At 67.8% G+C, this 12,254-nt stretch carries 11 protein-coding genes and 1 pseudogene; 10 read left to right on the forward strand and 2 right to left on the reverse strand.

Going from position 1 to position 12,254, the window contains the following annotated elements; all coding sequences use genetic code 11:
- The first annotated feature begins 25 nt into the window (after positions 1 to 25).
- The 5 genes and pseudogenes from AC5Y39_RS05465 (at position 26) to mnmA (ending at position 4,400) form a co-directional block, all read left to right on the forward strand.
- Positions 26 to 982, forward strand: a complete 957-nt coding sequence (locus AC5Y39_RS05465; protein ID WP_500016243.1) for an electron transfer flavoprotein subunit alpha/FixB family protein — start codon at positions 26 to 28, stop codon at positions 980 to 982.
- 206 nt (positions 983 to 1,188) lie between these two features.
- A pseudogene (locus AC5Y39_RS05470) lies at positions 1,189 to 1,311 on the forward strand (phosphohistidine phosphatase); the annotation flags it as partial.
- Complete coding sequence (locus AC5Y39_RS05475) at positions 1,308 to 2,105, forward strand: lysophospholipid acyltransferase family protein (protein WP_500016244.1); 798 nt, start codon at positions 1,308 to 1,310, stop codon at positions 2,103 to 2,105. The pseudogene AC5Y39_RS05470 and the gene AC5Y39_RS05475, both read left to right, overlap by 4 nt.
- A gap of 46 nt (positions 2,106 to 2,151) precedes the next feature.
- Complete coding sequence (locus AC5Y39_RS05480; protein ID WP_500016245.1) at positions 2,152 to 3,339, forward strand: cysteine desulfurase family protein; 1,188 nt, start codon at positions 2,152 to 2,154, stop codon at positions 3,337 to 3,339.
- Entirely contained in the window at positions 3,336 to 4,400 is a 1,065-nt protein-coding gene (gene mnmA / locus AC5Y39_RS05485; protein WP_500016246.1) for a tRNA 2-thiouridine(34) synthase MnmA, read from the forward strand. The genes AC5Y39_RS05480 and mnmA overlap by 4 nt, the downstream gene beginning before the upstream one ends.
- On the opposite strand, the gene AC5Y39_RS05490 is transcribed toward mnmA, so the two are convergent.
- Positions 4,393 to 5,034: a sensor domain-containing protein gene (locus AC5Y39_RS05490; protein ID WP_500016247.1), complete on the reverse strand. Its 642-nt coding sequence runs from the start codon at positions 5,032 to 5,034 to the stop codon at positions 4,393 to 4,395. The two genes, mnmA and AC5Y39_RS05490, sit on opposite strands and share 8 nt — an antisense overlap.
- 43 nt (positions 5,035 to 5,077) lie before the next feature.
- Between AC5Y39_RS05490 and AC5Y39_RS05495 the strand changes: the two genes are divergently transcribed.
- The gene (locus AC5Y39_RS05495) at positions 5,078 to 6,088 is read left to right on the forward strand and encodes a uroporphyrinogen decarboxylase/cobalamine-independent methonine synthase family protein (RefSeq protein WP_500016248.1); all 1,011 of its coding nucleotides are present in this window, start codon (positions 5,078 to 5,080) and stop codon (positions 6,086 to 6,088) included.
- Here the strand turns inward: AC5Y39_RS05495 and AC5Y39_RS05500 are convergent.
- Positions 6,085 to 6,480, reverse strand: coding sequence for an MmcQ/YjbR family DNA-binding protein (locus AC5Y39_RS05500; protein WP_500016249.1), 396 nt, complete (start codon positions 6,478 to 6,480; stop codon positions 6,085 to 6,087). The two genes, AC5Y39_RS05495 and AC5Y39_RS05500, sit on opposite strands and share 4 nt — an antisense overlap.
- Positions 6,481 to 6,538: 58 nt before the next feature.
- Between AC5Y39_RS05500 and ligA the strand changes: the two genes are divergently transcribed.
- The 4 genes from ligA (at position 6,539) to AC5Y39_RS05520 (ending at position 12,249) form a co-directional block, all read left to right on the forward strand.
- Positions 6,539 to 8,620: an NAD-dependent DNA ligase LigA gene (ligA, locus tag AC5Y39_RS05505; RefSeq protein ID WP_500016250.1), complete on the forward strand. Its 2,082-nt coding sequence runs from the start codon at positions 6,539 to 6,541 to the stop codon at positions 8,618 to 8,620.
- A gap of 271 nt (positions 8,621 to 8,891) precedes the next feature.
- Positions 8,892 to 9,980, forward strand: a complete 1,089-nt coding sequence (locus AC5Y39_RS05510) for an Rv0361 family membrane protein (RefSeq protein ID WP_500048188.1) — start codon at positions 8,892 to 8,894, stop codon at positions 9,978 to 9,980.
- Positions 9,981 to 9,999: 19 nt separating this feature from the next.
- A complete protein-coding gene (locus AC5Y39_RS05515; protein ID WP_500016252.1) occupies positions 10,000 to 11,238 on the forward strand; it encodes a hypothetical protein in 1,239 nt (412 codons plus the stop codon).
- 9 nt (positions 11,239 to 11,247) lie between these two features.
- The gene (locus tag AC5Y39_RS05520) at positions 11,248 to 12,249 is read left to right on the forward strand and encodes an AAA family ATPase (RefSeq protein ID WP_500016253.1); all 1,002 of its coding nucleotides are present in this window, start codon (positions 11,248 to 11,250) and stop codon (positions 12,247 to 12,249) included.
- Positions 12,250 to 12,254 lie beyond the last annotated feature (5 nt).

Genomic DNA, 12,254 nt, shown 5'->3' on the forward strand with positions numbered 1-12,254 from the left:
ATCTGAGAGAAGGCAGCGATCATTCATGGCTGAAGTACTTGTACTCATCGAGCACGCGGAGGGTGCCCTCAAGAAGGTGAGCTCCGAATTGCTTACCGCCGCAAGGAAGTTGGGTGAGCCGTCGGCAGTTGTCGTCGGCACGCCGGGCACCGCAGAGCCGTTGATCGGCGAGCTGAAAGCGGCTGGGGCACAGAAGATCTACGTCGCGGAGGCGGACTTCGTCGACGACTACCTGTTGCTGCCGCAGCTCGATGTGCTTGCCTCCCTTGTGGAGTCGGTTAGCCCGTCGGCCGTGCTGCTGGCCGCCAGCGCCGACGGCAAGGAGATCGCGGGCCGCCTGGCGGCGCGCATCGGCAGCGGCGTGTTGGTGGACGTCGTCGACGTGCAGCCCGGCAACAAGGGTGTGCACTCGATCTTCGGTGGTGCGTTCACCGTCGAAGCGCAGGTCGAAGGCGACGTCGCGGTGATGACCGTGCGGCCGGGCGCCATCGACGCCGAGCCCAGCGAGGGCGCGGGCGAGGTGGTCAACGTCGAGGTGCCGCAGCCGCCGGAGAACGCGACGAAGATCACGTCGCGCGAGCCGGCCGTGGCCGGCGACCGTCCGGAACTCACCGAAGCCAGCATTGTGGTTGCCGGTGGCCGCGGCGTCGGCAGCGCCGAGAACTTCCACGTGGTCGAGGAATTGGCCGACGCGCTCGGCGCGGCGGTGGGCGCATCGCGCGCCGCGGTGGACTCCGGCTACTACCCGGGCCAGTTCCAGGTGGGCCAGACCGGCAAGACCGTGTCGCCGCAGCTGTACATCGCGCTCGGCATCTCCGGGGCCATCCAGCACCGCGCCGGCATGCAGACGTCCAAGACGATCGTCGCGGTGAACAAGGACGAAGAGGCGCCGATTTTCGAGATCTCCGATTACGGCGTGGTGGGTGACCTGTTCAAGGTCGCGCCGCAGCTGACCGAAGCGGTCAAAGCCCGCAAAGGCTGATTTCAAGCGGTTTCGGCGCGCTTTCCCACGCTCAGCGTTGGAAAGCGCGCCGAAGTCGTCACTGGGTGTGCACGGACACGTCACCCGCACGATGCCGTCCGGAGAGGCAGCTCAGAGACGGTGCACCCGTGAGCACCGAATCTGTCCTGCTGGCCACCGACCCCCGCCTCGTCGAAGACGCGCAGCAGCTGCGCTACGAGGTGTTCGCCTACGACCCGGACTTCGGTGTCGCGGACTTCATGGCGCTGCTGGACAAACGCCAGGCCGACACGCGGTATCTGAAACGGCTGCGATCGGTCGCCGCGGCCACCGCCACCGCGGCCCGATGACACACGCCTGGCTGCCGCGCGCCACGTGCGACGAGCGCTGTGTAGAGCAGCGGGGCGGCCGCGCACTGCGAGCGTGGCGTGCGACGTACCGGTGCGTGTTCGTGTCGCTGCTGCTGCCACTGGTTCCGGCGCTGTTGATCTGGTCTGCGCCTGTGCGCTTGTATTGCCGGGTCATGTTGCGCTGCATGGGTGTGCATGTCACCGCCACGGGCGGACCGATCCGCAATGTCGCCGGCGTGCTGGTGGTCAGCCCCCATGTCTCGTGGCTGGACGTGTTGGTGATTTCGGCGCTCATGCGGGGTCACTTCGTCGCGAAAGCCGAACTCACTCGCTGGCCGGCACTGCGCGCCGTCGCGCGTGTGATGAACGTCATCCCGATCGACCGTGCGCAGCTGCGCGGACTGCCCGCCGTCGTGGGCACCGTGGCGGCGCGGCTGCGGTCGGGCCGGACGGTGGTCGCATTCCCAGAGGGCACCACCTGGTGTGGGCTGGCCAACGGACGCTTTCGGCCGGCGATGTTCCAGGCCGCGATCGACGCGGGCCGGCCCGTGCAGCCGCTGCGGCTGCGCTACCAGCACCGTGATGGCCGCCCGTCGACGATCCCCGCGTTCGTCGGCGACGACACTCTCGGCCGGTCCTTGCGCCGCGTGCTGTCGGCTCCCAGGACCGTCGCACACGTGTATGTCGGTGCGCTGCAATTGCCGCGCGACGACCGCGGTGACCTCGCCCGGCGCTGCCAACGGGCGGTGCGCGGCACGGCAACCTCGCGCCACGAGCAGGCACTGGCGGCCTGAGCGGCCCAGTCGGGTAATCACCGGCGACGGCTAAGCTGGACGGGCCATGAGGTCTGCCCCTGTGTATCTGGACCACGCCGCCACCACCCCGATGCATCCCGATGCCATCGAGGCGATGACGGCTGTGATGGGGACCGTCGGCAACGCTTCGTCGCTGCACTCCGCAGGTCGGGCCGCCCGCCGCACGGTGGAGGAGTCGCGGGAGCTGCTCGCCGAAAAGCTCGGCGCCCGACCATCGGAGGTCGTCTTCACAGCGGGCGGCACCGAAAGCGACAACCTCGGCGTCAAGGGAATCTACTGGGCGCGGCGCGACGCTGATCCGCGCCGCCGCCGGATCGTCGTCAGCGCCGTCGAGCACCATGCCGTGCTCGACGCGGTCGAGTGGCTGGCCGCGCACGAGGGCGCGGAGGTGACGTGGTTGCCGACAGAGTCCGACGGTTCGGTGTCGCCGTCGGCGCTGCGCGAGATCTTGCAGTCGCACGACGACGTAGCGCTGGTCTCGGTGATGTGGGCCAACAACGAGGTCGGCACGATCCTGCCGATCCACGAATTGGCCTCGATCGCAGCCGAATTCGAGGTGCCGATGCACAGCGACGCGGTTCAGGCGATCGGCCAGCTCCCGGTATCGTTCACCGGGAGCGGGTTGTCGGCAATGAGTATTGCCGCGCACAAGTTCGGTGGCCCTACCGGCGTCGGCGCGTTGGTGCTGCGCCGCGACATTCCATGCGTGCCGCTGCTGCACGGCGGCGGCCAGGAACGCGATGTGCGTTCGGGCACACCAGATGTCGCGGGCACGGTCGGAATGGCCGTTGCGGCCAGGCTTGCGGTCGACAGCTTGCAGGCTCACTGCGAGAAGCTCACGGGGCTGCGTGACCGCCTCATCGACGGGGTGCTGGCGGCGATCGACGGCGTGCGGCTCAACGGCTCTCGTCAGCACCGGCTGCCGGGCAACGCGCACTTCACGTTCGACGGGTGCGAAGGCGATGCGCTGCTGATGTTGTTGGACGCCAACGGGATCGAGTGTTCCACGGGATCCGCGTGCACCGCAGGTGTCCCACAGCCGTCCCACGTCCTGTTGGCGATGGGCGCCGACACCGCATCGGCGCGGGGCTCGATCCGGCTTTCGCTGGGCCGCACCAGCGTTGCCGACGACGTCGACGCGGTGCTCGACGTATTGCCGGGCGCGGTGGCGCGGGCCCGGCAGGCGGCATTGGCCAGCGCGGGGGCGAAATGAGAGTGCTCGCCGCGATGAGCGGCGGTGTGGATTCGTCGGTGGCCGCCGCGCGGATGGTGGACGCCGGCCACGACGTGGTCGGAGTGCATCTCGCGTTGTCGTCGGCGCCGGGAACATTGCGCACCGGCTCGCGGGGCTGCTGCTCGAAAGAAGATGCCGGCGATGCCCGCCGTGTCGCCGACAAGCTCGGAATCCCGTTCTACGTCTGGGATTTCGCGGATCGTTTCAAGCAGGACGTGATCGACGACTTCGTGTCGGCCTACGCACGCGGTGAGACGCCCAACCCGTGTGTGCGCTGCAACGAGAAGATCAAGTTCTCCGCGCTGGCCGCACGGGCGTTGGCGCTGGGGTTCGACGCGGTGGCCACGGGCCACTACGCGCGGCTGTCGGCAGGGCGGTTGCGGCGGGCCGTCGACGCGGACAAGGACCAGTCGTATGTGCTGGCCGTGCTCACCGCAGAACAGTTGCGCCATGCGCTGTTTCCGGTCGGTGACACCCCGAAGCCCCAGATCCGCGCCGAGGCCGCCGCGAGGGGGCTGGCGGTCGCCGACAAGCCGGACAGCCACGACATCTGCTTCATCCCGTCAGGTGACACGCGTGCGTTCCTCGGGTCGCGTATCGGTGTGCGCCGCGGCGCGGTCGTCGACCGAACCGGGACGGTGCTCGCCCACCATCAGGGCGTACACGGGTTCACGATCGGCCAGCGCAAAGGCTTGGGCATCGCCGGACCCGGGCCCGACGGCAGGCCGCGTTACGTCACCGCGATCGACGCCCGCACCGCGACTGTCACAGTCGGCGAGGCCGCCGATCTGGACGTCTGGCACGTGCGTGGTGAGCGGCCGGTGTTCACGTCGGGTTCGGCTCCGGCGGGGCCGGTCGAGTGCCAGGTGCAGGTGCGCGCCCACGGCGGCGTGGTGGACGCGGTGGCCGAGCTGGTGGGCGACCGGCTCGAGGCGCGGTTGCGCACGCCGCTGCGGGGGGTGGCGCCGGGTCAGACCATGGTGCTCTACCGTCGCGACCCGGACGGCGACGAAGTCATCGGCAGCGCGACGATCACCTAGCGCCCACCCGCGCCGCGATGCGTGCGGCGACGAGGTTGGGCACCACGTGGCTATAGCCGCAGTAGGTGACTTCGATGAGCACCGTGGACTCCAGCCGGTAGATGCGCCCGCAGTCGCCGAGGCTTTCGGCCTGCAAGGTCTGGTCGTCGGTGGTCCATTGGTAGACGAAGGCGTACCCGGACGGGGTGTCGCCGCATGCCTGCACCTGACCGGTGACGTTGTCGAACGCCCGCCGGGCGGCGCCGGTATCGGCGTACGCGGCGGCCGCTTCCGAGAGCAGTGCCGACTTGGGCGGCGTCTGAAAGCTGGTCTTGTGGAACTGCTTGACGTCCGGTCCGAAGACGTGGCTTTCGAGGAACACGAAATGGCAAGGCTCCGGGGCGGATTGGACGAGCAGTTCGTCGTCGACGGTGTATCTGGAGTCCATGCCCGGGATGCCGTTGAGGTCAATGCCGGCGCCGGTGATGTCGCGCAGCTCGGACGTGGTGAGCAATAGGTCGTCGACGTCCATGCCGTCGAGATAGGGACCTTCGGTCGGTGGCATGGATGCCATACCGCCGACCACGTTGGTGCAGCCGCTGGCGAGCGTCACCGCGGCCAGGCAGCTGAGCAGCGTGCGGCTGCGTCGGGCCATGATGCGGTCAGACTATCCCAGCGCCATCCAATAGTGTTGGGCAATGAGCGTTTTCGCCGCCGCCACGGGTGTGGGCTCCTGGCCGGGCACGTCCGCGCGGCAGGCCGCCGAAGTGGTGGTCGGCGAGCTGCATTCGTTGCCGCATCTGGTGGAGTTGCCGGCGCGCGGCGTCGGCGCCGACATGATCGGACGGGCTGGCGCGCTGCTGGTCGACATCGCAATCGACACCACGCCCCGCGGATACCGGGTGGCGGCCCGGCCCGGTGCCGTCAGTCGGCGTGCGCGCAGCTTGCTCAACGAGGACATCGACGCGTTCGAAGAAGCGTGGGAACGGGCCGGTCTGCGCGGCGGCGACCGCACGGTCAAGGTGCAGGCGCCCGGCCCGCTGACGCTGGCCGCACAGCTGGAACTGCCCAGCGGACACCGGGTGATCACGGACCGCGGTGCGCTGCGGGACGTGACGGCGTCGCTGGCGGAGGGCCTTGCGGCGCATCGCAGGGAGGTGGGCAGACGTCTCGACTGCCCGGTGGTCGTGCAACTCGACGAGCCGTCGCTGCCGGCGGCGGTGGCCGGCACGCTGGCCGGAGTCACGGCGTTGACGCCGGTGGCGCCGGTGGAGCAGACGGAGGCGGTGGATCTGCTCGACGCGTGTGCCGCCGCGGTCGGCGGCGACGTCGCGGTGCATTGCTGTGCCACCGGTCTGCCGTGGCAAGTGTTGCAGCGCAGCAGGATTGCCGCGCTGAGTGTCGACTGGTCCCGCTTGGATCAGGGCCACGCCGACGGCCTCGCCGAATTCGTCGACAGCGGACGCACGGTGCTGCTGGGCCTGGTGCCGTCGGTCACGCCGCAGCGCAGGCCCTCGGCTGAGCAACTGGCCGAAGCAGCGGCGACGATCACCGACCGGCTGGGATTTCCGCGGCAGATCCTTGCGCAGCGCATCGGCGTGACGCCGGAGTGCGGCCTGGCCGGCGCGGACACCGAATGGGCCCGCACGGCAACGGAATTGGCGCGGAAAGTCGCTGACGTGCTTGCCGACGATCCGGAGGCGATCTAGCGGTTGTCGAGTTCCTTGACCAGCTTGCGCGGCGCCACCAGCCGGTAGGACGCGTCGACGAGTTCGCGTACTTCGCCCCAGTCGACGCTGCCGGCCGAGAAATCCATCCCCAGCCAGCCGTGGGGACCCATGTACGCCGGGTAGAAGAAGCGGCTGTCCTGCTCGAGGGCGGGCCGGTCCGCCTCGTCGACCTTGACCAGCATCGAGTACGGAAATGCGACCATGCCGTCAGGTCCTTTCGCGTTGCCGCCGTAGATCACGAAGATCTTCGGAGCACAGAACACCGGCCGGCCCCACGAGACCTTCTCGAACGCGCCCGGAAAGCTCAGCGCGATGCCGCGCAGTTCGCGCAGGCCGAAGTCGTCGTCGCGGAACATCACCGGATGCGGCACGGCTAACAGCGTATCGGCGCCCGGGCGGGTTGTCGGAGTGCTCCGATAGCCTGCGAGAGTGGCGCAAGAGGCAACACCGGAGGTCGATCCCGTCGACCCCGACGTGCGGCGGCGGTGGCAAGACCTGGCCGACCAAGTCCGTGAACACCAGTTCCGCTACTACGTGAAGGACGCGCCGATCATTTCGGATGCGGAGTTCGACGCGCTGTTCAACGAGCTCGTCGCCCTCGAAGAGCGCTACCCGGAGCTTCGGGTTCCCGACTCACCCACCCAGCTCGTCGGGGGTGCTGGCTTCGCCACCGACTTCACCGAGGCGCAGCACCTCGAGCGGATGCTGTCTTTGGACGACGTCTTCAACACCGACGAGCTCATCGCGTGGGCCAACCGGGTGGAAACGGAAATCGGCCGTGACCCCTACTACCTGTGCGAACTGAAAGTCGACGGCGTCGCGCTGGCGCTGGTCTATCGCGACGGCCGCCTCGAACGGGCGGCCACCCGCGGCGACGGACGCGTCGGCGAGGACGTCACTCTCAACGCCAGAACCATCGACGATGTGCCCGAAAGGCTTAGTAGCTCAAGTGAATTCCCGATACCACGGGTGCTGGAGGTGCGCGGGGAGGTCTTCTTCCGGATCGCGGACTTCGAGAACCTCAACGCCGCACTGGTCGAGGAGGGCAAGGCGCCGTTCGCCAACCCGCGCAACAGTGCGGCGGGCTCGCTGCGGCAGAAGAACCCGGCGGTCACCGCCAAACGCAAACTGCGCATGGTCTGCCACGGACTCGGCTACACCGAAGGTTTCAGTCCGCAGAGTCTGCATGACGCCTACACCGCGCTGAAAGCCTGGGGGCTGCCGGTCTCCGCCCACACCAGCCGCGTGCGCGGACTGGACGCCGTTCAGGAGCGGATCACCTACTGGGGCGAACACCGCCACACCGTCGAGCACGAAATCGACGGCGTGGTGGTCAAAGTCGACGACGTCGCGCTGCAACGCCGGCTCGGCGCCACCTCCCGCGCGCCGCGGTGGGCGGTGGCCTACAAGTACCCGCCCGAGGAGGCGCAGACCAAGCTGCTCGACATCCGGGTCAACGTGGGACGCACCGGCCGGGTCACGCCGTTCGCGTACATGACACCGGTGCGCATCGCCGGCTCCACCGTCGGGCTCGCCACGCTGCACAACGCGTCGGAGGTCAAGCGCAAGGGCGTGCTGATCGGTGACACCGTGATGATCCGCAAGGCCGGCGACGTGATCCCCGAGGTGCTGGGCCCCGTCGTCGACCTGCGTGACGGCAGTGAACGCGAGTTCGTCATGCCCACCCACTGCCCGGAATGCGGCACTGCGCTGGCGCCGGCCAAGGAAGGCGACGCGGACATCCGCTGTCCCAACGCGCGATCCTGCCCAGCTCAGTTGCGAGAGCGGGTGTTTCACGTCGCGAGCCGTGGCGCGCTCGACATCGAGGGCCTCGGCTACGAGGCGGCGATCGCACTGCTCAAGGCCGGCGTGATCACCGACGAGGGTGACCTCTTCACGCTCACCGAAGACGATCTGCTGCGCACGGACCTGTTCAGGACCAAAGACGGCCGGCTGTCGGCGAACGGCGCCCGGCTGCTGGAGAACTTGCAGCAGGCCAAAAACCGTCCACTGTGGCGGGTGCTGGTGGCGCTGTCGATCCGCCACGTCGGCCCCACGGCCGCGCGCGCACTTGCCGTCGCGTTCGGCAGTCTCGACGCGATCATGGCCGCCTCCGAAGAGGAGCTGTCGGAGGTCGAAGGCGTTGGCCCCACGATCGCGGCGGCACTGACGGAATGGTTCACCGTCGACTGGCATCGAGAGATCGTCGAGAAGTGGCGCGCGGCAGGCGTGCGGATGGCCGACGAGCGCGAAGCGGGGGTGGAGCCGACGCTGCAGGGCCTGACCATCGTGGTGACGGGCTCGCTGACCGGGTTTTCGCGCGACGAGGCCAAAGAGGCGATCATCGCCCGCGGTGGAAAAGCCTCCGGGTCGGTGTCGAAGAAGACCGATTTCGTGGTGGCCGGCGATTCACCTGGCTCCAAGTACGACAAGGCCGTCGAGCTGGGTGTGCCGATCCTCGACGAGGAGGGCTTCCGCGAGCTGCTGCGGCACGGACCACCGTCGGCCTAGCCGGCAAGGCCGTCAGCCAAGTTGGTGAGCGCCGGCGCTCAGGTGCCCCATAGAATCATCCGCGTCGCATGTTTCGCTGGTGGCGAGGGTGTGGAGCGGCGCGGCTGCGCGGGCTCGGCGCGCATTGCCGAATGAGGAGGTTGACCTGAGCGGTCCCGTTCCACCGTCGCAGCCACACGGAAGCTACGGAGGGCCCAATCCGGTCGGGCCCCCAACGCGCTCCGACCAGGCCGCCGAACCCGTTCCGCAGTGGCAGCCGCCACCCCAGTTCGTGCCAGGACCGCCCGGGCAGGGCGCGCCCGGACAGTTCGGCCCGCCCACGCCGGGGTGGCCCGCTGCGCCGGCTCAGCCGCCGATGTACCCGCAGTACCAGCCACCGCGGTCGCCGAAGAAGCCACTGATCATCGCACTCGTGGTGGTCGTCGTGATCGCTGCCGTCGTCGGGGCGGTGATCTTTGCGCTGCGGTCCTCGCCGGAATCGCCAGAGGCGGCCGGCTCAGCCGCCGACGTGGTGACCGGCTACCTGCAGGCACTGGCGCGCGGCGACGCGGACAAGGCCCTGTCCTACGGCGCCGATCAACCGGGCTCCAGGCAGTTCCTCACCGACGACATCCTCAAGAAGCAGCTCCAAAAGGCGCCGATCACCAACATCAGAATTCTCAGCGACTCGACGCAGGGCAGCGACACCCCGATCGGCATGGTGCACGTGGCCGCGAGTTTCGGCGACACCGTCTCCGACGAGACGTTGTGGCTGGACCGCAAGGACGGAAGGTGGAAGCTGCGGCAAGTGGCCGTCAAGATCGACCTCAACCAGCCGCTTGTGTCGCTCGACCGCGCCGCGTTGAAGACGCTCACGATCTTCGGTCAGCCGGTGACCAAATCCGGCGTGGCGTACGTGTTCCCCGGCTGGGTGGATTTCGGCACCACCAATCCCAACATGACCGTCAGCGGGCCGTCGCTTCTGCTGAACTCGATGACCGGGATCCTCGACACCGCCCTGACGAACTTCAAGTTCGACATCAGCGATGCCGGCCGCACCGCGACACTGCAAGCCGTCAAGAACGCTCTGGCAGCGTGTGCGAGGTCGAAATCCCTTGAGCCGCAGGGTTGTCCGCAAGAGGTCTTTGATCCGCGATTGGCCGACGGCACCGCGCAGTGGAGCGAGCCCGACAGCAGCCCGATCTCGGTGGGCTACTTCGACGCCAAGGAGATGACAGTCAGCTTCTCTGGCAACGTGCAGTTCGGCTTGACCGCGCAAACCCGATCGGGCGAGAAAGTGACGACCACCGTCGATGCCCCTGTCTACGGCGACGCCGACCTCAGCCAGAATCCCCCCACTGTGAAGATGAGAACGCACTGAGCGCAACGGAGTGACATTCGTGACCTATCCAGGACCGCCGTGGGGCGGGCAGCCAGGCGACGGTTCTCCCGGCCGATACGGCGGGCCGAATCCGGTCGGTGGCGCCACGCCGGCCGGCCCGCCACCACACCCGGGGCCTGTGCCCACCGGCGTACCGCCTCAAGGGTGGGGCTCCACTCAACCGCCGATGCCGCCGGGTGCGCAGCTCCCGCCGGGTGCGCCGATGCCGCCGGGTGCGCCGATGCCGCCGTTCGGTCAGCCCCCGCAACCATGGATGGGCGGCCCAACGCCGCCGCCTCCACGCAAACGCAGGGCACTGGGCGTCACGCTGTTCACCGCGGCGGTGGTGCTCGTCGTCGCGGTCGTGGTGGCCGCAATCGTGTTGATTAGCGGGGGCAACAGCAAGTCGGGCGGCGGATCTGCCAAAGACGCCGTGCAGGCATACATGGACGCCCTCGCCCGCGGGGACGCCGACGCGGCACTGGCTTTGGGCCGATCCACCCCCGGGTCGAAGCAGTTCCTCACCGACGAGATCCTCAAGAAGCAGATCGAGAAGGCGCCGATCACCGGCATCGTCGTCACCGGCGACGACAACAAGAACGAACTCGGCAGCTCCAAAGTCGAAGTCTCCGCGAGCTTCGGCGGTACTGATTCACGAACTGAGCTGTGGGTCAAGCAGTTTCGCGACGAGTGGAAGCTCGACACCGCTGCGATCAAGTTGACCATCAGCCCTCCCAGTGTCGAGAATGCAGCGTTAAAGACCGTCACGATCTTCGGCGTTCCCACCAACGGCGCCGACAACGTGTACGTGTTTCCGGGTGCGCTGGACATCAAGTCGTCGAATGCGTACATCGACATCAAGGCCGAACCGGTGTTCCTGGAAGCGCTGAGCGGCGGCGACGCCGGGACCGGGCTGAACGCAAAGGTGACGTTGAATGGACAGGGCCGCAAGGCCATTGCCGCTTCTGTCGAAGGGTGGCTGCGCAGCTGCTTCTCGGCCACCCCGGCCGCAGGTTGCGAAAACTACACCTACCCGGCCGGTGTGGATCCCCGCTCCGTGAGCTACAAGTCGGCCGAAGGCCTGGACAAGCTCAACATCTTCCTCAACGAGTACACGATGCAGGCGCAAGTGATGGGATCGACGCGGGCCATCCTCGCCGCCAACGGCCGCAACGGGCCCACTGAGCTCGAATCGAAGGATTTCATCAACGGAACCGTCGACCTCACCAAAAACCCGCTCGCCTTCACACCAGCCTGAAAGGTGTCCATGACCGCAACGCGCGTCCAGCCCAACCGTGACGAGATGGAGTTCGCGTACCGCATCATCGGCGCAGTGTCGCAAGCCTTTTCGACAAAGGTGGTCGGGCAGTCCGGATTGCAGGAGTCACTGCTGATCGGCCTGCTGACCGGCGGCCACGTCCTGGTGGAAGGCGTGCCCGGGCTGGCCAAAACCACCGCGGCACGGGTTATGGCGAACGCGATTCACGGCACCTTCCGTCGCATCCAGTGCACACCGGACCTGTTGCCCAGCGACATCCTGGGCACTCAGGTCTACGACGCGGCCACCAATTCGTTCGCCACACAACTGGGTCCGGTGCACGCCAACATCGTGCTGCTCGACGAGATCAATCGGTCAAGCGCGAAGACCCAGAGCGCGATGCTGGAAGCCATGGAGGAGCGCCAAACCACCATCGCCGGTGAGGTGCACAAGATTCCCGAACCATTCCTCGTCGTCGCCACTCAGAACCCTGTCGACCAGGAAGGCACCTATCCACTCTCCGAGGCGCAGTCGGACCGGTTCTTGCTCAAGCACCTGCTGGCCTATCCGTCGCCCCAGGAGGAAGCCGAAGTGGTGTTCCGCATCGACGCGGGGGTTTACGACGGCGACGGCTCCGCCGCGCCGGTGATCAATCTGGACCAAGTGCGCCAGCTGCAGCAATTAGTCCGCAACATCCACATGGATCCCGTTCTGGTGCATTACGTTACGCAGCTCGTCGACGTCACCCGTAACCCGTCGCGCTACCTGAGCCCGCAACTGGCCAGGCTCATCGAGTACGGCGCCAGCCCGCGCGCCACGATCGCGTTCGCGAAGGCGTCGCGTGCGGTCGCGCTACTGTCCGGCCGCAACCACGTCGTGCCCGACGACATCAAAAAAGTCGCGCACCGCGTGTTGCGGCACCGGCTGATCCTCGGGTTCGAGGCCGGAGCCGAGGGTGTCACCCCGGACGTGATCGTCGACAACGTCCTGCGCGCCGTGCGGGTGCCCTAGCCCGA

Source organism: Mycobacterium sp. NGS39 (assembly GCF_059812765.1).